This window comes from Polaromonas sp., assembly GCF_035638815.1.
In the GTDB taxonomy this organism is placed as follows: domain Bacteria; phylum Pseudomonadota; class Gammaproteobacteria; order Burkholderiales; family Burkholderiaceae_C; genus Polaromonas.
Map to the genome: position 1 here is coordinate 1 of NZ_DASQZG010000019.1, position 23179 is coordinate 23179.

The 23179-nt window shown below is 58.4% G+C and carries 15 protein-coding genes, 2 tRNA genes and 1 pseudogene; 10 read left to right on the forward strand and 8 right to left on the reverse strand.

The window, feature by feature from the left end; all coding sequences use genetic code 11:
* Window positions 1–1385: pseudogene (locus VE934_RS12750) on the reverse strand (hypothetical protein); the annotation flags it as partial.
* A gap of 201 nt (window positions 1386–1586) precedes the next feature.
* Here VE934_RS12750 and VE934_RS12755 point away from each other — a divergent pair.
* From VE934_RS12755 to VE934_RS12775, 5 genes are all read left to right on the forward strand, one after another.
* The gene (locus tag VE934_RS12755) at window positions 1587–3107 is read left to right on the forward strand and encodes a 3-hydroxyacyl-CoA dehydrogenase (RefSeq protein ID WP_324888046.1); all 1521 of its coding nucleotides are present in this window, start codon (window positions 1587–1589) and stop codon (window positions 3105–3107) included.
* Between the two features lie 165 nt (window positions 3108–3272).
* Complete coding sequence (locus VE934_RS12760; RefSeq protein WP_324888048.1) at window positions 3273–4052, forward strand: oxepin-CoA hydrolase, alternative type; 780 nt, start codon at window positions 3273–3275, stop codon at window positions 4050–4052.
* Between the two features lie 122 nt (window positions 4053–4174).
* Window positions 4175–4900 carry a Crp/Fnr family transcriptional regulator gene (locus tag VE934_RS12765; RefSeq protein WP_324888050.1) on the forward strand — a complete coding sequence of 242 codons (726 nt, stop codon included), beginning with the start codon at window positions 4175–4177 and terminating at the stop codon, window positions 4898–4900.
* Between the two features lie 3 nt (window positions 4901–4903).
* Window positions 4904–6016: a phosphotransferase gene (locus VE934_RS12770; RefSeq protein WP_324888052.1), complete on the forward strand. Its 1113-nt coding sequence runs from the start codon at window positions 4904–4906 to the stop codon at window positions 6014–6016.
* Between the two features lie 23 nt (window positions 6017–6039).
* Entirely contained in the window at window positions 6040–7299 is a 1260-nt protein-coding gene (locus VE934_RS12775) for an acyl-CoA dehydrogenase family protein (protein ID WP_324888054.1), read from the forward strand.
* A gap of 90 nt (window positions 7300–7389) precedes the next feature.
* Here the strand turns inward: VE934_RS12775 and VE934_RS12780 are convergent, their stop codons facing one another.
* On the reverse strand, window positions 7390–8073 hold the full coding sequence (locus VE934_RS12780; protein WP_324888056.1) for a hypothetical protein: 684 nt from the start codon (window positions 8071–8073) through the stop codon (window positions 7390–7392).
* A gap of 227 nt (window positions 8074–8300) precedes the next feature.
* Here VE934_RS12780 and VE934_RS12785 point away from each other — a divergent pair, with 227 nt between their 5' ends.
* Complete coding sequence (locus tag VE934_RS12785) at window positions 8301–9254, forward strand: amino acid ABC transporter substrate-binding protein (RefSeq protein WP_324888058.1); 954 nt, start codon at window positions 8301–8303, stop codon at window positions 9252–9254.
* 47 nt (window positions 9255–9301) lie between these two features.
* Here VE934_RS12785 and VE934_RS12790 read toward each other — a convergent pair whose 3' ends face one another.
* The gene (locus VE934_RS12790) at window positions 9302–10468 is read right to left on the reverse strand and encodes a response regulator (RefSeq protein ID WP_324888060.1); all 1167 of its coding nucleotides are present in this window, start codon (window positions 10466–10468) and stop codon (window positions 9302–9304) included.
* A gap of 162 nt (window positions 10469–10630) precedes the next feature.
* Entirely contained in the window at window positions 10631–13810 is a 3180-nt protein-coding gene (locus VE934_RS12795; RefSeq protein ID WP_324888062.1) for an ATP-binding protein, read from the reverse strand.
* Between the two features lie 289 nt (window positions 13811–14099).
* On the opposite strand from VE934_RS12795, the gene VE934_RS12800 reads away from it, so the two are divergent.
* Both VE934_RS12800 and VE934_RS12805 read left to right on the forward strand, forming a co-directional pair.
* Window positions 14100–14176 (forward strand) — tRNA-Pro (locus tag VE934_RS12800).
* 75 nt (window positions 14177–14251) lie between these two features.
* A tRNA-Arg gene (locus tag VE934_RS12805) sits at window positions 14252–14328 on the forward strand.
* A gap of 55 nt (window positions 14329–14383) precedes the next feature.
* Here the strand turns inward: VE934_RS12805 and VE934_RS12810 are convergent.
* The 4 genes from VE934_RS12810 to VE934_RS12825 all read right to left on the reverse strand — a co-directional run bounded on the left by VE934_RS12810 (window position 14384) and on the right by VE934_RS12825 (window position 20831).
* The gene (locus tag VE934_RS12810) at window positions 14384–16522 is read right to left on the reverse strand and encodes a sensor histidine kinase (RefSeq protein ID WP_324888064.1); all 2139 of its coding nucleotides are present in this window, start codon (window positions 16520–16522) and stop codon (window positions 14384–14386) included.
* Window positions 16523–16707: 185 nt separating this feature from the next.
* Complete coding sequence (gene boxB, locus VE934_RS12815) at window positions 16708–18132, reverse strand: benzoyl-CoA 2,3-epoxidase subunit BoxB (protein ID WP_324888066.1); 1425 nt, start codon at window positions 18130–18132, stop codon at window positions 16708–16710.
* A 99-nt stretch (window positions 18133–18231) separates the two neighbouring features.
* On the reverse strand, window positions 18232–19926 hold the full coding sequence (gene boxC / locus VE934_RS12820; protein ID WP_414693850.1) for a 2,3-epoxybenzoyl-CoA dihydrolase: 1695 nt from the start codon (window positions 19924–19926) through the stop codon (window positions 18232–18234).
* Between the two features lie 5 nt (window positions 19927–19931).
* Entirely contained in the window at window positions 19932–20831 is a 900-nt protein-coding gene (locus tag VE934_RS12825) for a helix-turn-helix transcriptional regulator (RefSeq protein WP_324888070.1), read from the reverse strand.
* 125 nt (window positions 20832–20956) lie between these two features.
* On the opposite strand from VE934_RS12825, the gene VE934_RS12830 reads away from it, so the two are divergent.
* Both VE934_RS12830 and VE934_RS12835 read left to right on the forward strand, forming a co-directional pair.
* Window positions 20957–21448, forward strand: coding sequence for a flavodoxin domain-containing protein (locus VE934_RS12830; RefSeq protein WP_324888072.1), 492 nt, complete (start codon window positions 20957–20959; stop codon window positions 21446–21448).
* 83 nt (window positions 21449–21531) lie between these two features.
* A complete protein-coding gene (locus tag VE934_RS12835; RefSeq protein WP_324888074.1) occupies window positions 21532–23115 on the forward strand; it encodes a benzoate-CoA ligase family protein in 1584 nt (527 codons plus the stop codon).
* Window positions 23116–23179: the final 64 nt, after the last annotated feature.

Sequence of the window (23179 nt, forward strand, 5' to 3'; positions counted from 1 at the left end):
CAACGGGTATCTGCACTCTGTCCCGACACCCCGGCTTCCAGATCACCGATTTCGCGGGCGACAGCGTGCAGCAAAAGCAACTCGCGATAGGCCTCCAGGTGCAGCACTTCCGCGGGGTTACCCGGCTCACGAAACAGCGCATCTTCAATCACGTCAAGAACCCGGCGAGTACCCCAGGCACCCTGTATCCGCTCAAGCACTGCCCCATTAGCGCTCGTAGCCGGTACAGCGGCCGAACTGTAGCGGTGGAACGAGGCAACCTGCGTATTAAATACCCGGTTGAAGTCAGCCCTGAGGACTTCATAGTCTTCTTCGTTGCCGGTCTGGTGGTACAGGTCGAGCAGGTCGAGATAAACCAGCGCACTGGTTTTGACGTTGTCGACCAGATGCTCCCTGAGCAGCGCAATGGCCTTGTCTTGCTGGCCAAGCGAGCTAAAAAATTCGACCTGCTGTTGCAGATCAAACAGCTCTGGAACCTTCACCGTTCGCTGAACAAAAGGCACGCTCACTGAAAATTTGGCCCGGTCACGTGGGGGCAACGGCGGAATGGACTCCGGCCCAGCCCGACGGGTCGGTCGCTTTAGCTCGTCAAAAAGCGACTCGTTCAGATCAAGCTCTGCTCCCCCGCCAGAGCCGGAAGCGGACATGGTCGTAGACGATCTGGCTTCCATCGCACCCTCGGGGGGACCGCCGTCATCGGGCGAACGTTGGCGCGACAGGAATATCAGTCCGCCAACAGTCAAAAGGCCCAGCAAACCAAACAGGACCACCCTGACAAAGCGACTGGTCTCGGCTTTCTCAAGTTGCACCTTGCTCTCCGCAATGGCAGCCTGATTTTTTTGCAGCTCTTCGCGCATCTGGCGCAATTCGCTCTCCATGGCCTGCACTTTGTCTGCGGTTGGCCCAGCCTCTGTACCACCCGCCATGGCGGCCGCGCCGGCGGCGGGAGCCTGCACACCGGCCTGCAAGCGAGCGGATCCCGCAGCGCGGGTCTTGGTGGCAGCAAGCACCACATATCGACGCGAAGTCTTCTGAACACAACCAGCGCGCAGGTGCACGGTCACCACCGGACCTTCAACAGGGGCCGCCGCGCGAATGCGGATCACCGACTCCTGGGTGTTTGCAAGTTTTTCGGCAACGATGTCGACGCTGGATCTGTCCAGCTGCTTGTCGACGTAGAACACGTCCGCTTCGAGGCACAAAGCCTTGGGATCGTCAGAGGAATCCAGCATCATCTGGATGGAAATATCCAGCGGTTGCCCGAGTACCGCCGATCGTGTGTTCGGACCCAGCGTCAATGCCAGAGAGGCTGTTGCGCACAGGAAAAGGCCACCCGCAAGAAGGTGGCGCCCCCGCTTTCCGATTTTCCGTAGAAGAATGATCACGTAATTGATTTTGGCATAGACAGACAAGCTTGAACGTACCAGCCATGTCCGGCTGGCAAGCGGGGCACCGCTCACAATGACACTTCCAACCACTGCCCGACCCGGGGTGGCCCCTTGTGGGAGACGGCCCTTCCAAATCAGTTTACATCCCCCGCACGGGGCCGGCAAACGCCCGAGGTCGCTGCGTGATAATACTTTTCCATGAGACCACCCTTTAAAACTGTTGGAATCGTTGGAACGGGTGCCATGGGCAGAGGCATTGCCCAGATTGCGGCACAGGCGGGCAGTCAGGTCCGGTTATTCGATGCCAACGCGGTCGCCGCGGAAAAGGCGCTCGAATCGATCTGCGCGCAATGGGACAAGCTGGTGGAAAAGGGACGGATGGACACGGTCCTGGCTACCGAGTCCAAATCCCGCCTGTTACTCGCGCCCGCCATGGAGGACCTTGCCGATTGCGACTTGGTGATTGAAGCCATTGTTGAACTTTTGGCTGTCAAGAAGTCACTGTTTTCTTCTCTCGAAACCGTTGTTTCGTCGCAAACAGTGTTGGCCAGCAATACCTCTTCGCTGTCGATCACTGCGATTGCTGCGGGATTAAAACACCCGGAGCGTTTTGCAGGCTTTCACTTCTTTAACCCCGTGCCCCTTATGAAGGTGGTCGAAGTTATTGCAGGCCTGAGGACCGATGCCGGCACTTGTCACGCCCTGACCGAGTACGCGAGACGCATGGGGCACACGCCCGTGCTGGCTCAGGACACCCCCGGTTTTATCGTCAATCATGCAGGCCGGGCTTATGGCACCGAGGCCTTGCGCATCGTCAGCGAGGGCATCGCCGATTTCGCAACCATTGACCGCATCCTGAAAGACCAGGTCGGCTTCAAGCTTGGCCCTTTCGAACTGATGGACCTGACCGCCCTGGATGTGTCACATCCGGTGATGGAATCCGTTTACCGGCAGTACTACGAAGAGCCGCGTTACCGCCCCAGTGTGATCACTGCCCAGCGTCTGGCTGGCGGCTTGCTGGGCCGAAAGACCGGCGAGGGCTTTTACCGCTATGTCGACGGGGCCGCCCAGGTCGCAGAAGAAGTAGCTGCACCCGCTGTCGCTGAAATGCCGCCTGTCTGGGTTTCTCCCCGTTCAGCCCGTCGTTCCGAGCTGCTGCAGCTTCTGAAAAATCTCGGTGCCCACATCGAAACAGGGGCATCACCGTCGATGACCGCGTTGACGCTGGTTGCCCCGCTGGGATTTGATATCACGACCGTTGCCGTTGTTGAGCGCCTTGACCCCGCCCGCACCGTGGGCATCGACATGCTCATCGATGACGAATCGACGAAGCGCCGCGTGCTGGCAACCAATCCTGCAACCCGCGTCGACATGCGTGACGCTGCGCACGCCCTGTTTGCGCGTGATGGCAAGGCTGTCAGCGTCATTCGCGACAGCGGGGGTTTTGTCACCCAGCGCGTGGTTGCCGCCATCGTCAACATCGCGAGCGACATTTGCCAGCAAGGCATCTGCAGCCCCAAGGACCTGGAGATTGCCGTGAACCTCGGACTCGGTTACCCGCTGGGGCCGCTGGCCATGGGTAATCTATACGGTCCCACCAACATTCTGGAAGTGCTGTTCAACATGCAAACTGTTTATGGTGACCCGCGTTACCGCCCGTCCCCGTGGCTGCGGCGCCGGGGAGCTATTGGGCTGAGCCTGCTACACCAGGAAGAATGAACACCCCCGTCGGATATGAAACACCCCCGTCGGACGCTCACTTCGTGTAGCGCCTTCCCCCCTCAAGGGGGCAGCGCCTGCGGCCTGGCGGAGCCAGATCCGCGGCGCCCACTTGTAGGGGATCTATTTCCTGCTTCTTCCTCATTTCGCTGATTGGAAAACCACATGGCAGGCGCACTTAAAAGCACCAGTGACGGCAGCACCCTGGTACTCACGCTGAGCAACCCGGAGTTTAAAAACGCTCTCGGACCGGAGATCTATGCAGCTGGCGTGGAAGCGCTCAACGCTGCAGAAAACAATCCCGAGATTCGCAGCGTCGTCATCACTGGCGAGGGGGTCAACTTCAGCGCGGGCGGCAACCTGCATCGTCTTCAGACCAACCGTGAGCTTGCGCCTGAAGTCCAAACCCAGAGCATTGACGGCCTTCATAGCTGGATCGATTCGATTCGCACGTTTCCCAAACCGGTGATTGCCGCCGTAGAAGGTGCCGCCGCTGGCGCCGGTTTTTCCCTGGCGCTGGCTTGCGATTTTGTGGTCGCGGCGGAGAATGCGGTTTTTGTAATGGCTTACAGCAACGTTGCCCTGTCGCCTGATGGGGGTGGAAGCTGGTCCCTGAGCCGCGCCCTGCCCCGCGCGCTGGTCACGGAGCTGCTGATGTGTGGCGACCGCATCGGCACCGCCCGGCTACACGCGATGGGCCTGGTTAACCGGCAGGTGACCCCGGGCGACGCACTCAATGAGGCACTCAAGCTGGCAGATACGCTCAATGCACGCGCACCCAATGTGCTGGCCAGCATCAAGGAACTGGTCAACGATGCAGCTTCAAACACCCTGAGCGAACACCTGGACGCCGAGCGCGCACATTTTGTTCGAAACCTCCAGCACCCAAACGGCGGGGAAGGCATTTCCGCGTTCCTGGAAAAAAGAACGCCCCGGTACAGCTGAGGCAGATTCCTCCGGCGCCTGGGGCAACGGCCGTCATGCGACACCGAGGCGACAGATGGATGATCGCAACGCCGTCTCTGGCGTGACAATAGAAGTCTTCTGAGTCACACAAAAGACAGACTATGGACGATCCGATTCTTACGATAGACGAAAGAGAGGCCATCAACAATGGCCGCTGGTTTTCATCCCTGTCACCCTCGCTCCGTCACGACATACTTCGATGCGCCTTCGTTCAACGTTTCAAAGACGGCCAGCTGATCTGCGCGCGGGGAGACCCGCCGGAGCAGTGGATTGCGTGTGCCAAGGGAGCGGTGCGCGTGAGTTCAACTTCCATTTCGGGCAAACAGATCACGCTGACCTATGTCGAGCCGGGAATCTGGTTCGGAGACGTGGCGATATTCGACGGCGATCGCCGCACGCACGATGGCTATGCGCATGGCGAGACCACCATCCTTTGCGTGGCCAAGGCAGATTTCAAAAAAATCCTGTCCATGCATGTGGAACTGTACGAAGCCATGTTGCGCTTGCATGCGCGCCGCATTCGCCAGCTCTACGGTTTGGTGGAAGACCTCAACACCCTGCCCTTGCGGGCCCGCCTGGCCAAGCAGCTACTTCACCTGGTGCGCAGTTATGGCGTCAGCAGTCTCAGCGACGGGCGCGAGGTACGCATCGGATTGCAACTCGCGCAGGAAGAATTGGCGCAACTGCTGGGAGCTTCTCGCCAGCGTGTGAACCAGGAGCTCAAAGCCATGGAGCGCGAAGATGCCATCCGCATAGAACCGGGCGGTCTGGTCGTGCGCAATCGCGAAGCGCTGATGCGCATATCTGAAGCCGACCTTGAAAAATAATTGATGAGCAACTTTGACCATTTCCTGGGCACCCGTGAGGTGTCAGCCCAGCACGCTTTTGATACCGCAGCTCTCAGCGCCTACCTTGAAGGCAAGTTGCAAGGTTTTCAGGGGCCGCTAACGGTGGAAATGTTCAAGGGAGGCCAATCCAACCCTACCTACAAGCTGATCACGCCGGGCAAGTCGTATGTGATGCGCGCCAAGCCCGGTCCTGTGGCCAAGCTGCTGCCGTCTGCCCACGCCGTGGAGCGTGAGTTCAAGGTCATGAGCGGCTTGCAGGGCACCGACGTGCCGGTTGCCAAAATGTATTGCCTGTGCGAAGACGAAGCGGTGATCGGTCGCGCCTTCTACATCATGGAATTTGTCGAAGGCCGCGTCCTCTGGGACCAGGCCTTGCCAGGCATGACCACAACCCAGCGTGGAGAAATCTACGCCGAGATGAACCGCGTGATCGCTGCTCTGCACAAGGTCAGGTTTGCCGAGCGCGGCCTGGCCGACTACGGCAAACCCGGTAATTATTTTGAGCGGCAAATCGGCCGCTGGACCAAGCAGTACATCGCCTCCATCACCGAGCCCATTCCCGAGATGGACGCGCTGATGACATGGTTGCCGGCCAACATCCCGGCCAGCGCGCGTGACGAAGCCATGACATCCATCGTGCATGGCGATTTCCGGCTCGATAACCTGATGTTTCACCCGACCGAGCCGCGGGTGCTGGCCGTCCTGGACTGGGAACTGTCGACGCTGGGCCACCCGCTGGCTGACTTCAGCTACCACTGCATGGCCTGGCACATTCCGCCGGGAGCCTTTCGCGGCATTGGCGGCCTGGATGTGGCCAGCCTGGGCATTCCAGCCGAGGCGGAGTACATCCGGCTTTATTGCGAACGCACTGGCTTTGCCAGCCCCGAACTGATCAAGGCAGACTGGAACTTTTACCTCGCCTACAACCTCTTCCGCCTCGCCGCCATTTTGCAAGGCATTGCCAAACGGGTTGAAGCCGGCACCGCTGCCAGCGCGCAGGCCGTGGCATCTGCCAAGGGCGCACCCGCCCTGGCGCGCATGGCCTGGGACTTTGCCCAGAAAGCCCAGGCCGGCGCCGCGGCTAACCAGAAATAAAACGCATTCCTCAGGAGCTTTTCATGGATTTCAACTTCACCCCCAAGGTTCAGGAACTGCAGGCACGCCTGCTCAAGTTTATGGACCAGCATGTTTACCCGAACGAGGCGCGGTTTTTTCGGGAGATTGCTGAAAACCGGGCCAAAGGTAACCCGTGGATTCCGACCACCATCATTGAAGAGCTCAAACCCAAAGCCCGCGCCGCTGGCCTGTGGAACCTGTTCCTGCCGCACTCGCCCCGCGCGCCCGAAGGCCTGTCCAACCTTGAATACGCCCCCCTGTGCGAAATCATGGGCCGGGTCACGTTTGCGCCCGAGATCTTCAATTGCTCTGCACCCGACACCGGCAACATGGAAACCATTGCCCGCTACGGCTCCGAAGAAAACAAGGACCGCTGGCTGGAGCCGCTGCTCAAGGGCGAAATCCGTTCCGCCTTTCTGATGACCGAGCCTGAAGTCGCTTCGTCTGATGCCACCAATATCCAGTGCCGCATTGAACGCGACGGTGACGACTATGTTCTCAACGGCCTCAAATGGTGGTCATCTGGTGCAGGCGACCCGCGCTGTGCAATCTACATCGTCATGGGCAAAACCAACCCCGACGCAGGCCGTCATGAGCAGCAGTCCATGATCCTGGTTCCTGCCAATTCGCCGGGCATCGAGGTCATCCGTCCCTTGAACGTCTTTGGCTACGACGACGCACCGCATGGCCACATGGAAGTGCGCCTGACAAACGTTCGTGTGCCGGTCACCAACCTGCTGCTCGGCGAAGGCCGCGGCTTTGAAATTGCCCAAGGCCGCCTCGGCCCCGGACGTATCCACCACTGCATGCGCAGCATCGGCATCGCTGAGCGCGCGCTGGAGCTGATGTGCAAGCGCCTGAACACCCGCGTGGCGTTCGGTAAACCCATCGCGAGCCAGTCGGTCTGGCACGAACGGATTGCCGAAGCGCGCTGCATGATTGATCAGGCACGCCTGCTCACGCTCAAAGCCGCCTACATGATGGACACCGTTGGCAACAAGGTCGCCAAAGCCGAAATTGCCATGATCAAGGTGGTGGCGCCCAACATGGCCTGCCAGATCATCGATTGGGCCATCCAGGCGCATGGCGGCGGCGGTGTGTCAGATGATTTCCCGCTGGCTTACGCTTATGCTCATCAGCGCACATTGCGGCTGGCTGATGGCCCGGATGAGGTTCACCGCGCCTCGCTTGCCAAGCTGGAGCTGGCCAAGCATCTGGCCATGCCGGGTGAAGTGGAAATGCCCATCACTCGCGGCAGTTAAGCAGATCAGAAATGCGTCCGACGCAGCTTGCTATTAAATAAATAGCAAACTACGCTCGTAGCACTTGGGTAAATCCAGTTTCTTCTTAAATTAGAGGACGATGTCGGTCCCGAGACCTGCAAGTGCGGCGGCGCAGGCACTGGTGTAGGTTACGGCAGCATGTTGCAGTACTGCGATATCTGGAGGCGAATACTGCATGCGAAGGTAGGCTTTACCGCGCAACAGCATCAGGATAAATGGCGTCTCGGCATCCGGGCCAGGTGTCGGCCAGGACAACAGCTGCTCTGCCAGATTGTTGTCAATCCAGGCCAGCGCGTTGTCGCGCTGATCTGCCAGCACCGAATAACGCTCCCAAAACTCTGGTTGCAGGCTGTTCCAGCCCACTTCTTCGTACATGGCGAGCCAGCGCATTTCTTCGGGCAGGCTTGGGTCAGCGGTAGTCTGCAGGGTGTCTGTATAAATCGCATAGGCCCTTTTTTCGAGCGCCTCTTTCAGCGGGCGATTCATGATGAGGACCGCGGCATCTTCATTGATACCGAGATCGGCACGCGCCCTGAGCTCCTCGCCTCGAATGTAATCACGCGACGCCAGTCCGCGTTCAAGCTTCCAGGTTTTTCCGCCTACTTTCCCCGTCAGCAGAAAACCATTGCCCATGCCTTCGTTGGCGTAGTTAAAACCCTGGGTTCCCGCCCACTCGGACACCGGGTCGGAGGCCCCCGTTCGATCCGGGGTTGCAGCCCCGGCGGCGAAGACTTTTTTCAGGCGATCAAACATGGTGACAGGGTTTGGTTGGAACAGTTACAAACAATCATAATTGCAAAGATCGTCTTCATGCTTATCGTTGAGCGAAGTCGTTACCCGCGGTCGAAGTACCGACATACGCCTACACATAAACGCGAAGAAAACTGAAGAGGCAAGAGTGGTTTGCTTCTTACAGGACACTTGACCAGCAAGTTCATTAACCACAAAATAGCCAGCTACTCTCTTCGTCGAGGAAGGGCATGACCAGGGAGAGCGAAAAATACGCTGGCGCATGCTTTGACAACCGTCTTCAGCACCAACCCATCATTAGGGGATATATGCCAATTGCACGTCCTGCGGCGCTCGTTGCCGCGATCATTGTTTTGGCTTCTGTTGCCGAGACCGCTGTTGCGCAGGCGACGTTCGAAAGAATAAAGTCTCGTGGTCAGATAAATATTGGATACCGGCCCTTAGCCCAGCCATTTGCCATGGATGACGCTACGGGAAAGCCCGCAGGGTATGCAGTAGAGTTTTGCAACGCCATTGCGGATCGGCTTGCTGCGCAGACCGGCGTGACAAACTCCGTCAGATACATACCTGTTGATGTGGACAGACGTCTCCTGCTTTTACGCGAAGGTCACATTGACATGCTGTGCGACAGCCTTTCTGCCAACGAAGAGCGAGGTTCGGTTGTTGGTTTTTCGGCACCAATCTTTTACGACAACGTTCAGGTCATGGTGCGCAGCAAGGACAAGATCACAACCCTTGACCAACTGAAGAACCAGACGGTAGTTGTCATCAACACGACCACCGCCAACAAGGCAGTTGCAAGTTATTCCACTGCAACGGGAGCTGGGATCAAGGTTAGTCGGGCTGTGGGAGCGGACGCGGCATTTGCGCAGCTTCAACTGGGATGGGCCAAAGGCTACGCGCGTGACGGTGTTCTTCTTGCCAGCCAGAAAAGCTCTTTGCCAAACTCTGCGGATTTCGACATTCTGCCCACCCCGCTCTCGCTGGAGCCTCTTGCAATCGGCATTAGCCGCGCAGATCCTGCGATGAAAGCATTGGCGGATTCCGTCATTGCGGATGCGATGAAGGCGGGGACCATGCAAACATGGTATTCAAAATACTTTTTGTCGCCGACACCCTTTGGCAAAGCTCTGAATATTCCGATGTCCGACCGTTTGAAAGAGCAGGTTGAGGCCGTTAAATAGCCCCGGTCGTACACGACCTTTGGGACACTCGTCACTTACAACTTCACCTAGACCGCCGCCCCGCTTGCTGGATGCGTCGCCGCGATCTGCGGAAGCGAAAAGCTAAAGCGCGCGCCGCCAGCAGGAAGAGCCTCGGCCCAAATACGACCCCGTTGCCGGATCAATGCCTGCTCAGCGATGAACAAGCCGAGCCCTGGGCCACTGCGCTTCTCCTTGTCAAGGGGACTGTCGAAAGGAGCAAAAAGCCTATCGTGCTCTTCCTGGACAAACCCCGAACCGTTGTCCTCTACAGAATAAACAACCTCCCCTTCTCCAACGGTGGCGCTGATTCGTAATACAGGCGCCGCCGTTCCAGCCATGGCGCTGAGCGCATTGGTCACAAGCTGCTGCCAGACTTGTCGTAGCGCAGACTCGTCTGCTGTGCTGGGCGGCAAGTCCTCCATGAGAATTTCGGGTTTGTCGGCGTCAGGTAATTTGGCCAGCGCCTCCTCGACGGCGGTCCCCGCCAGTGCGCGCATGTCCAGCGGCACGGGCCGCATCGGTTGACGCACAAGCGCCGGAACCGTGCGCCAACTGTCGATCAACTCACCCAGTTGCTTGGCCCCGGACACAATCAACGTGAGCGATTTCAGGTTCTGCTCGTTACCTTCGCCGGCGAGCTTTTTCTTCAGCACATTTGCAAAGCCATTCACCAGATTCAGCGACGATCGCATGTCATGCGTGACGATATTCTCAAATTTGTGCAATGCCTTGCCGCATTCGGTCAAATCCAACGCTTGAGCTTCTGCTTGTTCTTGCAACAATGCGAGTTTTTTACGGGCGCCGCGCAACTCGACGTGGGCAGCAACCCGCGCCAACAGAATGGCCGGGCTGAGCGGCTTGGCGATATAGTCCACAGCGCCCGCCTCGAGCCCCTCTTCCTCGTCGCCGCTTCCCACCATTCCACTGAGGAAGATCACCGGTATATCGCGTGTCACGTCGCTTTGCTTCAGGCGCCGACAGACCTCCATGCCATCCATGCCGGGCATCATCATGTCCAGCAGGATCAGGTCGGGCACCGGATCGGATTGTGCGATCGCCAGACCCCGTGGGCCCGAGTTCGCCACCTTGAGCTCGTAGGTGTCGCCAAGAATCGCGTTCGCCAGCGAAATGTTGCTGGGCGTGTCGTCGATCACCAGAACGGTAGGCCGCGAAGTGGGTTGCTCAATGCTCATATGCTGTTTTCTCCAAAGCTGTAATCGGGCCGGCGCCAGCCACGCGTATTTCGATCAACGCATCCACGCGAATGATCGCGTCCCCGGAGTCTACGCGTTCGCCTCCCCCTCCGCCGACGCCCGGCCGGGCTTGATTGCTCCCGGACGGAGCAGGCCGCAAGGTCATGTTGTAGACGCCTGCCTCAAAAGTTCCAGCGCATCATCAAATTCATAGTTGTTGACGGCTGTCTCGAAGCGGGCGTAGCCGCGCCCCGCGAACAGCGGCCGTATATGCTCGCCGTTGTCGCGAAGGTAGTCCACGGCCGTGGCTTTTCCGCTTGCCAGCAGCGCGTCGATATGAGCGATGTGCGGGGCAGACGCCACGGCAGTGGACCCCTGCCCGGCCGGCTCTTCCTCGCCACCGTCCTCTGGAATCTGGCCGCCATCCGGGTCCGAACCATTCTCTCCAAGCGCGGCTTTCGGGAGCCACCGCAGAAGAGTTGCAAAGAGCGCCTCCGGGTCGACCGGCTTGGCGATGTGGTCCACCATACCGGCATCCGCGCATCGCTTGCGCTCTACCGGCATCGAGTGCGCGGTCAGAGCCAGAACGGGAATACCGGCCAGCTGCGGCTCGGCGCGAATGAGTCGCGTGGTCTCCACACCGTCCATACCCGGTATTTCCAGATCCATCAGCACCAGGTCGTAGGCATCAGCCTCTGCAAGAAGCATTTTTAGTGCCTCGGGGCCATTATTGGTGGAACTCACCGAGGCGCCTGCGCCGCTCAACAGTTCCGCCGCGATATGACGGTCAGTCTCGTTGTCGTCTACCAGCAGCAGGCGGACGCCGCGAAGATCAGGCGTTTGGCCGTCAGATCCAGGGCCGCGCCTGCCCTCGTCCGCTGCGTCACTTTGCGCGTCCAGGCCAAACCATGCCGGAAACCAGAAGGTGCTTCCCACGCCTGGAGAAGATTCAACTTTGATGTCGCCTCCCATGAGTTCTGCCAGGCGCTTGGCAATGGTCAGTCCAAGCCCCGTGCCACCGTATTTGCGCGCGGTGGAACCTTCCGCCTGGGTGAATGCCTGGAACAGCTTGCCCGCTTGTTCCGGCGTCATGCCAATGCCGGTGTCTTTGACTTCCACGCGCAGTTGCACCTTTTCGGCCGTGCGCTCCATGCAACTCACAGAAATGGCAACCCGGCCCTCTTCGGTGAACTTGACTGCATTGCCCAGAAGATTAATCAGAATCTGCCCCAGGCGCAAAGGATCGCCGACTAGGGCCTGTGGGACGTCGTCTGCGACTTCGATTCGCATATCAAGACCTTTTTCCTCAGCTTTGTGCGCCACCATCGTCACTGCGTTGTCAAGCACGTCCTCAAGCCTGAAATTCACCTGTTCGATCTCAATCTTGCCGGCCTCCACCTTGGAAACATCCAGGATGTCATTGATGATGCCGAGCAGCAGGTTGCCCGCCCTGTTGATCTTGAAAACATAGTCGCGCTGTTTTGGCTGCAAATCGGACTTCAGCGCGATGCTGGACAGACCGATGATGGCGCTCATCGGTGTGCGGATTTCGTGGCTCATGTTGGCCAGGAAGATCGACTTTGCACGGGTGGCTTCTTCGGCCTGGGCCCGCGCCTCGACCAGTGCGGTGATATCGACGTTGACACCGGTGGCACGCAATGCCGTGCCGTCCGGCGCGCGCACGAACCGGCTCAGCGACTTGAAAGTGCGCACCGCCCCATCGGTACGAATGATGCGGAAATCAATCTCAAACCGATCCGCGTCGCTGGCCACAGCCTTCTGGTAGTCCAGGCTGGCCTGCTCGGCGTCATCTGGATGAAGCAGCGCTTTCCAGGCTTCCATTGTTCCGCCAAAGTCTCCTACCTCCAGACCGAACAAGGCCTCCAGTTGTGGCGTCCAATAGTCGCGCCCAGTCACGAAATCGACATCGAACAGCCCGATGTTGCCGGCCTCCTGCGCCAGGTTCAGGCGCTCGGCTGCCATGCGCAACTCTTCCTGCGCCAGCTTGGCTTCGGTAATGTCCTCTGCCAGCCACACCTTACCTTCGACTGCCTTGTCCGGCCCCTCAATGGCACGGCCCATCAGATGGCACCAGAATGTGCTTCCATCCTTGCGAGTCATCAGCTTCTCGACGTTGTGCGTTTCCCCACGCGCCAGGCGCTCGCGGATGCGTGGCAGCTCAGCGGCTCGCTCCTCTTCGGAGTTCCAGAAGGGACGGTATTGGGGAGCAGTCTTGAATTCCCCTTCGTCATACCCGAACATGGTTTCCATCGCCCGATTCCAGTGCTCCAGCTTGCCGTCGCGCATCATGCCGATGCCAAGGCTGGCAGAGTCGAAAACCGCAGCGATCTCCGCATGAGCCTGGCGCATCGACAGCTCTGCAGCCTTGCGGTTAACCACTTCCTTTTGGAGACGCCGGTTCCAGATCACAAAGAAAGCGAAAAATCCCAGAACGACTGCAAGCAAGGGCAGCAGCCATCGCAGAGCCTCTTGCCAATCGAATCCTTCGTCTCGAAAGCTGGCCTCGAAAAGATGGTATTCCACCAGGGAAATGAGCCTGCGGGTACGCCAGTTTTTGTCGAGCAACGAATCGATCTGCATGCTGTCGTTGAAGAAGCGTTGCAGCGACTGCGCAAGGTCTGTGGCCGACGCGTTGACGCCCCAGCCAACCTGAACCGACGAACTGACAGGGAACAATATGGTCATGTTCGCCATTTCCGTTCGCGTCCAGCGAAAAGCGCTTTCAGTGCCGATGATGGTGAAATCCGCTTGCCGTTCTGCCACCATGCGCACGCTGTCACTGGTGGGTGCATTCCTGATGACCACCGGGTTGGATGCGAGCTCATCCTTATTGGCGGCTAGCAACCAGTCTTCATAGGCCGTGCCTTTTTGCACCGCAGCGACGCGACCCGCCAGCGAGTTGATATCCGTCAGCACGCCCCGCATGGTCGGATGAGCCAATACAACGTTGCGCGCGATGTAGTACGGCACCATGCGCATCTTTGATTCGCGCCAGTCGACGATGTGAAGGTCGTTGGGGAAAATGTCGCAGCTGCCATCTGCCAACAACTTGGGAGTGTAGGTTTGCGCCCTTTCGGTCACGCCAGACGCGTTGTGGAACTGTTCGTCAAAGGTCCCCAGGCGCCGTACTTCCGGACGCACCCCAAGATAATAGGCAAACGCTTCACCGTTGGCTTGATAGAAATCTGCAGCAGAGCCAGCAACGCAGATGCGAAGGGTCTTCGTGGCGACGATTTCGGCCAAGCTGCGGGCCTGGCCCAGCGCCGGAATACACGCTAGCCCGGCGATTGCGACTGCCGGGACAAATCTTCGCAGTTTCATCACATGCGCTTCTATGCAAGCCCGCGCTTTGGCAAGATCTGATCTTTGCATCTGTTCCTTGAATAAAGGAGGCCCGTTCTTACCCGCCAGGACAAGCTGGACTTTTTGCCGGACCGCAGCGGAGATAGTAATGCTGGAATGTGCCAGATTTGTGGCCTGGATCGGCACGTCTTGCTGTAATTAGGGATGTCGGACATGCGAGCTAGACACCAGGTGGGCAAATACGTGCCTCAAATAATTTGGGAACCCACCGGATTTACGACTCTTCGAGCTATAATATTTGACTTGTCGGAGTGTGGCGCAGTCTGGTAGCGCACCTGGTTTGGGACCAGGGGGTCCAAGGTTCGAATCCTTGTACTCCGACCATTAAATCCTCCAAAAAAGCTCACTTGTGTGGGCTTTTTTCGCATCTGTGATTACATTCGCCAGTAGCCGTTTTTTCTGCCCGTAGCTCAGTTGGATAGAGCATCAGCCTTCTAAGCTGAGGGTCGGGGGTTCGATCCCCTCCGGGCAGGCCATTTCAAAGACGTACCGCGGCAACAAGTCGCGCAAGATGCGCGCTTACAACCCAGACTAATCCAGCCAGGCACCAGGAAGGGTAACCACAAAGGTCGCACCGCGATCTGGTTCACCTGAGCCCGTTATCCGACCGTCGTTCCGGTCGATGATTCTTTGCACGCTTGCGAGACCTATGCCCGTACCTTCGAACTCTGTGGCCGTGTGCAAGCGTTTGAAAGGGGCAAACAAATCATCGGCGTGCTTCATGTCGAAGCCCGCACCGTTGTCCCGGATGAAGAAAGTCACCTCGCGATGAGCAGAGGCTTCAGGCGTTGCGCCTGAGCTGTCGACCGTACCCACTTCAATGATGGCTGGATCGCGGTCACGCGAGTACTTGAGCGCGTTGCCCAAGATATTCGTCAACGCAACGCGCAGCATCCCCGCATCCGCGCGCACGTTCGGTAAAACGCCAATGCGCCACTCAACCCTTCTGCCGCTTGCCTGAGCCATCAGATCATCGCGAATGGCGATCACCAAAGCGTATAAATCAACAGAAACTCTATTCAGTTTCGCATTGCCCAGTTGGGACAAGGTCAGCAGACTTCCCACGGTAGACGCCATCTGCCTGGCTTGCCGACTTATCACGCTAAGGTAAAGCGCGACTTTCTCCGGAGGGTCGGCAAGGTCTCGCGTGAGAAGGTCAGCATATCCCGCCACTACCGCGAGTGGGCTGCGAAGGTCATGTGCTGCAGAATAGGAAAACGCCTCCAGATCCTTGTTTGCCCGCGAAAGCTCTACCGTTCGCTCTTCAACTCGCCGCTCAAGACTTTTGTTCAATTCGTGAATTTCCTCCTCCGCGCGCTTGCGAGCAGTAATGTCCTGGCTGTAAACCAGAAGTTCAGTGGGCTTGCCTGAGGCATCCTGCATCACAGTGAAATGAGCAGCTGTCCACAGTGGCGTTCCGGCTTTGGTCACACCGCAGAGTTCCGTATCAAGCGAGTGAGTTTTGCCGCTCCGCAGGTCGTCCAGAGCCAACGCGAGCCTTCGGGCAGACTCGGGAACCAGTGTGGACCCAAATGGAAGCAACATGAACTCTTCCTTGCTATAACCCAACATAGCGCAAATAGCGGAATTTGCGTGTAGTTTCTGGCCTTCCAGTGACGATATGACGATGCCGATGGACGAGTTTTCTGTGGCGGCCCAATACTTCATCAGGATGTCAGAGTGCCTGCGGGTCAGCTGGCGGAGATAAGCCATCAGGAGACATGCAAACAGGGCCAAGGTCGCCGCCGCGGAACCAACCATGATGGCAAGATTTCCGGACCGGCGTCTCCACGGCTCCAGAACACCGTCTTTTTCCAGCCCCACAGCCAGTATGAATGGGTAGTCCTTCATCTTCCGCCACGAGTAGTAGCGCCGGATCCCGTCGCGCTCAGGTGTGTATTCGAGATTCCCAAACTGACCCGTTGCCTGGTCGAGAAATGACTGCACATCTGCAGGGCGCTCGCCCAACGGCCACCCTGCGAGCGGCGCACGCAGCATGGTGTAGCCATCAACCGTCATCAAGACAATAGCGCCCTGACTGAGGGCAGCGATGCTGCCATAACGTTTCAGGAACTCATCAACCCTCAATTCCGCCCGGATCGTGCCAATAATTGTGCCCTTGGAGTCGTAGACATCACTGGAATAGGGGATGACAAGCTGGCCATCCATCACGCTTTGCTGTGGCAGCTCCAATCGAAAGTTACGCCCACCAGGTTGGGCCGAAGCTACCACCCGTCCAAGCTCGCGGACCACACTCTTGGGAGGCAGGGGATATTCGGCAGACGAGGCAACCACCCGCCCCCCAAGATCGAGAGCCATCAGGCGCCGGGTAGACGATTCGTTCCACAGCTCGCGCTTGAGTTCGTCGTGCAAATGCTTTTCGGAACGAAATCCCTGAAGGCCCCCTGAATTTTCGATCAGGATGATCGCCGAAGTAGCGGCGTTTTCAGCATCCCTGAGGGTGGAGTTGATCTGCCCTTCCAGGCTTTGTGCCAGCGATTCCGTCAGGCGAACGCTCGTGGAGATTGTTACCTGCTTGTCGCGGGCAATTTCGTAGTAACAAATCGCCGCAGCAAGCAGGACGCCCAGAATGATGCCAGCAACCAGGCCAAATTCGTAATGACGCTGGTATTTTGCTTGCGCTTCAGCTTGGGCACGTAGTTTATGCATGCTGCAAATAGTAAGGAGGAACGATGCCCCGTCCTTCCGTGCCGCTCAGGCCTCAAAGGGTGTAACAAACCGGGGTTGTGGTCCTCTTGCACAAGTGTTGCCGCATTCTGCCAAGTTGTCTAGCGGGATATGTTTCAGGGATCTGGCAAAGGGGGCCCACGCTAGGCCTGGTTTACCCAGAACGCCTACAGCTTGACGTACTCATAACCCACCGGGTTGGCGTTGATGCCGCGATTCGGTGGTGCGATCCAGCCCGCCATCTTGCCGGGTTCAATCACACGCTGCATCAGGCTGTGGATGAAGGTTTTGTCTGCATCGTTTGGCAGCCAGCCATCTTTCCGGGCTTCAAACTCTGCTTCGCTGACGGGGTTGCCTTGGGGGTCGGTGTGTGCACCGGCCCAAGCGCCGACACTGCGGCGAAAACGCGTGTGGGGCAGGCTCAACTCAAAGTCCACACCAGCGCGTTTGATAGCCATGTTCCAGCGCGTGACCCCGACATTGCAGTCTTTGACGTACTCCAGGCGGGTGATCTCGTTCATGCCGTTTCGGGTCGAGATGGTTTCGTTCTTCAAGCCGCCCTTGCCATCCGGCACCTGGATGGTCATTTCGGTTTCGAGTTCAACGTGGTCTGCAAACTTGGCTTCGTCGGGCCGGCCCTTGATGCCGTTGCTGAAGTAGTTGGCGGCGTTGGACGAAGCCTCTGAACCAAACAAGTCCAGCGAAGAGGTGAACCAGAAGTTCATGAATTTTTGCACCGTCGGCAAATCGATCACGCCTGCTTTGCGCAAGGTGTCGACGTTGTCTGTGTCCAGCTCTTTCATCACTTCCAGCGTGCGCTTGATGACGCGGCCGATGCCGGTTTCGCCGACGAACATGTGATGGGCTTCCTCAGTCAGCATGAAACGTGTGGTGCGGGCCAGCGGATCAAACGCGCTTTCGGCAAAACTCTTGAGCTGAAACTTGCCGTCGCGGTCGGTGAAATAGGTGAACATGAAAAAGCTGAGCCAGTTGTCCATGGGCTCGTTGAAGGTGCCCAGGATGCGCGGCTTGTCGGCGTCGCCGCTATGGCGGGTCAGCAGCTCTTCGGCTTCCTCGCGGCCATCACGGCCAAAGTGGGCGTGCAGCAGGTAGACCATGGCCCAGAGGTGGCGCCCTTCTTCCACGTTGACCTGAAACAGATTGCGCAGGTCGTAGAGCGAAGGCGCGGTGTGGCCCAGTAGGCGTTGCTGCTCGACGGAGGCTGGCTCGGTGTCGCCCTGGGTGACGATCAGGCGTCGGAAGGCGCTGCGGTATTCGCCCGGCACTTCCTGCCAGACATCCTGACCCATGTGGTCGCCAAAACCGATCTTGCGGTTTTCTTCCTTGTCAGCCAGAAAAATCCCCCAGCGATAGTCGGGCATGGGGGTGTAGCCGTAACTGGCCCAGCCCGACGCGTCCACGCCGACGGCGGTGCGCAGATAGACCTCTTTGGCCTTGAAGTCACTCGGGCCCATTTCGTCCCACCAGTTCATGAACGCCGGTTGCCAGTGCTCCAGCGCGCGCTGCAGCTGGCGGTTTTCGCCGAGGTTGACGTTGTTGGGGATGAGGGCTTGCAGGTCAATGGTGGACATGATGAGTTCCTTGGGAATATCCGTTCGGGCTGAGCTTGTCGAAGCCCTCCTGTGTTCGCACCAGCACTTCGACAGGCTCAGTGCGAACGGTCAAAACATTTAGATTCTTTTCCAGTCGAACTTGGCTTTTTTGCCGGTGCCGAAAAGTTTCAGCGCGCCGTCTTCACCCACCGCATTCGGGCGAATGAAAATCCAGTTCTGCCAGGCGCTCAGGCGCCCAAAAACACGCGTCTCCATCGTCTCCCTGCCCGGGAAACGCAGCGAGGCTTCCATGCCAGTCATGGCGTCTGGCGACATGGATGCACGCTCTTCCAGCGTGATCCGGATCTCGTCGTCCCAGTCGATGTCGTCAGGGGTCAAGGTGACCAGACCCAGCTCCAGCGCCTGATCCGCGCGCAGTTTGCTGTCGCCGAGTTTTTCCAACTGCGCGATGGTGACTGCATCTTCGTAAAAGCGGGTTTGCAGGCGCGTGAGTCCGTTGACCGCTGGAAACCAGCCGAAGTTGGCCGGACTCAGTTGCAAGGCAGGGGCTGCATCGGGCGAATCCGGCAAGTCCAGCATGTAGATGCGGTCGCAGGCCAGGGCCAGCTCATAAAACGTACCGGCAAAGCAGGAGCCAGCATCAACCAGCGCAATCAGCGATCGGCTTGTGACGTCGATACGCGCCAGGGTGCGGCGCAGCGCTCCTGTGGTCTCTTTCACCAGCCAGTGATCATTGAGTTTGGCCAGCACGTCGTCCATGCGGATCACCTCGCCTGCATCACCCACGGTTTTGATCACCCATGTACCGACTTCAAGTTCGTTGGTACGCAGATTCAGGATTGCGTCGTCCAGTTCGCGCTGAAGTTTGAGCGGATACCAGTTGACGCCCGCCGCTTCAATCGATTCCGGCGTGGACTCAATAGCCGACGCCGGCGCCTTCACCGTGATGGTGGCAATGCGGGTGCTGCGATCCACAAGGGCATCCACCACACTGTAGTGGTAGCCGCTATCGTCAATCTGTGCCTTCAAGGGCGCCAGTTCTATGCCTTTTAGGCCGCCCGCCCTCGTAGAACGGGCGCGGAGTGCTTCTATTTCTGTAGCAACCAAAGCGCTGAACTGCTGTGGTTTGGCGTGCGCGTCAATCAGCTTCCAGTCCTTAGCCCGGTCGGCGCGCACGCCTTCGCTGGTGGTGCAGAAGATATCGGCCAGGTCCCGGCGGACCTTGCGCTTGTCGGTTATGCGGGTAAGTCCGCCGGTTCCAGGCAACACGCCCAGCAACGGCACTTCGGGCAGGCTCACGGTCGAGCTGCGGTCGTCCACCATGACGATGCGGTCACAGGCCAAGGCGAGTTCGTAGCCGCCTCCGGCGCACGCTCCGGTAACCGAAGCGATGAACTTCAGGCCATCATGACGTGAAGAATCTTCCAGTCCGTTGCGGGTTTCGTTGGTGAACTTGCAGAAGTTGACTTTCCAGCCGTGGGTGGACAAACCCAGCATGTAGATGTTGGCACCCGAGCACCATATTTTTTCCTTTGCGCTTTCAAACACCACTACCTTGACAGACGGATGTTCAAAACGAATGCGGTTGATGGCATCGTGCAGCTCGATGTCCACACCCAGGTCGTAGCTGTTGAGCTTGAGCTTGTAGCCCGGCTTGATGCCGCCGTCTTCATTGATGTCCAGCTTCAGGCGTGCAACATCACCCTCTATGGTCAAGGTCCAGTGCTGGTACTTGCTGGGGTGGGTGGCAAAACTCACCAGCTCGCGTTCCCCGCCGGCTATCACCTGTTTGAACAACAGCGGTTCAGTCATGGCATTCATTTAATGTCCTTTGGTTGTGCGAGCGCAGGAACGGCCCGCTCCATGTCTTTCAGGCTTTGCTTCAGCGTGCGGGCGGATGTATCGACCACCGCATCAGCGCGCGCGTACAACGCTTCACGGCTGGCCAGAATGCGGCGTATGTCTTCCATCGCCTCGTTGGTGGCCCCGCGCGTCGTATCAAAAGGTCGCATGTCCCCTTGCGCAACCACGCGGGCCATGTGTTCTTCGGGACTGGCCTTGAGCCACACACAGTAAAAACGGCTTTGCAGCAGGTCAAAGGTTTCGCGCTCGCTGACAATGCTGCCGCCTGTGGTCATGACGACACCATCGGCATGGTCCTCGGCAATGCGAAACAGCGCGCGCCGTTCGTAGCGGCGATAACCGGCCTGACCGTGCAGCAACAAAATCTCGTTCATGCTGGTGCCGGCTTCGCGCTCGATCTCCCGGTCCAGTTCGATGAAGGCAACACCGCGATCAGCTGCCAGTTTCATGCCCAGGGTCGACTTGCCCGCTCCGCGCAAACCAATCAGCGCAATACGCTGCTCGCGGCCCAGCGTATCCCCAAGCCCAAAGGTATTGCCCAGCAGCGCGTAGGCCTGATCGAGCTGGCTATCGTCCAGCCGCCCGAGCATGCCGTGCACCCGCGCCAACGCCGGGCGCGGTGCATCCTGCAGCAATTCGATCATCGAGATATTCAGGGCCCGCGCTGCGGCTTCGAGGGAGTTGATGGACACATTGCCCTTGCCCGTTTCGACATCCGCCAGAAAACGCTCGCTGAGACCTGAATCGGTGGCGAGTTGCTTGCGGGTCATGCCGCGACGGGCACGCCAGGCCCTTACCCGGGAACCCAGTTCCGCCAGCGTTGCTTTGGCATCAATTTCAGACATGACTTGCATGAACCACCATTTTTATGAAAAGTCTTTGCGCTAGATCAATATTGCAATATACTTCACATTAAATTTATGTCAAGCAGTTTACTGCATGTATTGCTCTGGACAGGGCTCAGGATGATTGGAACAACATGAAACTCAAAATCCTGGTTGGAACCATGACGAGCACTGCCGATTACGTCGCACAGGCCATTCAGATGGATTGCGCCGATCTGGTGAGTGACATTGAGATCAAGCTGATGGATGGCCTGGAAATCGACGTTTTTGGCCAGCCGCCCGCAGAAGATGCGTTATATCTCATCTGCTCATCCACTTACGGGCAAGGCGATGTGCCCGACAACGCGCGCATGCTCTACGACTCGCTGGACACTCAGCCTCAATTTCTGGGTCATGTGCGCTACGGGGTGATTGCCTTGGGCGATCGCACTTACCTGCAGACTTTCTGTTTTGGGGGCAAAAAATTTGACGAGCGGCTGCAGGGCCTGGGCGCGCAGCGTGTTGGTGAAGTCTGGTGTCACGACGCCAGCGCCGGCACCCTGCCCGAAACTGAAGGCACGGCCTGGTGCCGGGAATGGTTGGCGCTGGCCTTGGCACAGACGTCCCCCACTGAAACCACGGCGTGAGGCTCATTACTGCTCAAATGTGCTCAACGCCCAATCACCGCGCGCGCAAGCAGCTATAAAAACAGTAGCAAAGTGGAGAAGTCATGAAGCTCAGCCGCGCCGACCACTCCGTCAGCCCTCCCCGCATAGACATCCCGCGCGACTACAACGCCGCGCATGACCTTCTGGCCCGCAATGCAGGACGCGGCAGCAAGGTGGCATTTATTGATGCGGTCAGCGGCGCCGAGCTAACTTATGGCGAATTGACAGAGCAGTCCCACCGCTTTGCCAATGCCCTGCGTGCGCAAGGTTTTGTCCCCGAGAGCCGTATTCTTTTAGCCATGCTGGACACGCTGGAATGGCCAGTGGCATTTTTGGGTTGCATCCTGGCCGGGGTGGTGCCGGTGGCTGCCAACACCCTGCTGACCACGCAGGACTTTGACTTCATGCTGCGCGACTCCCGCGCCCAGGGCTTGGTGGTGTCCGCGCCCCTGCTGCCCGCTTTTGAACCCTTGATTGGCACGGTTGCGACCCTGCGAACCGTGATCCTCGCGGGCGTTGAGGATTCACGCTCTTACACGACCCTTGCCCATATGGTACGGGGGCATGATGCTACACAAACCATAGCAACTACCTGCGCAGACGACGCGTGCTTCTGGCTGTATTCCAGCGGATCGACAGGCACACCCAAAGGCACCGTGCACCTGCACAGCCATCTGATTCAAACGGCGGAGTTATACGGCCGCGGCGTGCTTGGCATTAAAGAGTCCGACCTTGTGTACTCTGCCGCCAAGCTGTTTTTCGCCTATGGCTTGGGCAATGCGCTGACCTTTCCGATGAGCGTGGGGGCCACTACCATCCTGTTGCCCCTGCGCCCGACGCCCGCCGAGGTGTTTGGGATTTTGAAGAAATACCAGGCCACTATTTTTTACGGCGTACCCACGCTTTACGCGGCGCTGCTGGCAGACCTCGCCCCGCCGAGCCGGTCTGAATTGAAGCTGCGTATCTGCGCCAGTGCAGGCGAAGCGCTGCCGGCTGAAATCGGCAAAAAATGGACGGCGCACTATGGCTGTGAAATTCTGGACGGCATAGGCTCCACCGAAATGCTGCATATCTTTCTGAGCAATCGGCCCGGCGAGGTGCGTTACGGAAGCACTGGCAAGGCAGTCCCGGGTTACGCATTGCGCATCGTCGGGGACGACGGGCGCGACAGCGGCGTCGGCGAAATTGGCGAGTTGCAGATCAGTGGCCCCAGCGCGGCGCTGATGTACTGGAACAACCGCGCCAAAACCAAGGCTACCTTCGCAGGCGACTGGACCCGCAGCGGCGACAAATACACGGTTGATGCCGACGGCTACTACACCTACTGCGGCCGCACGGATGACATGCTCAAGGTCGGCGGTATTTATGTCTCACCGTTTGAGGTAGAGGCCAGCCTGGCCAGCCATCCGGCAGTGCTGGAGGCCGCCGTGATTGGCATGCTTGATGCAGACGAACTGGTCAAGCCCAAGGCCTGCGTGGTGCTTAAAGCGGGATGCACGGTCACGGCTGACGAGCTGAAGGCGCATGTCAAACAGCAGCTGGCCCCCTATAAGTATCCGCGGTGGATTGAGTTTGTGACCGAGTTGCCCAAAACCGCCACAGGCAAGATTCAGCGCTTTAAATTGCGACAGAAAACGTCGGCCTGAGAGGCACCAGGCCCTATCAGGCCTGGTCTTTGCTTTAGATTTAAACAATTCAATCTTCAATCTC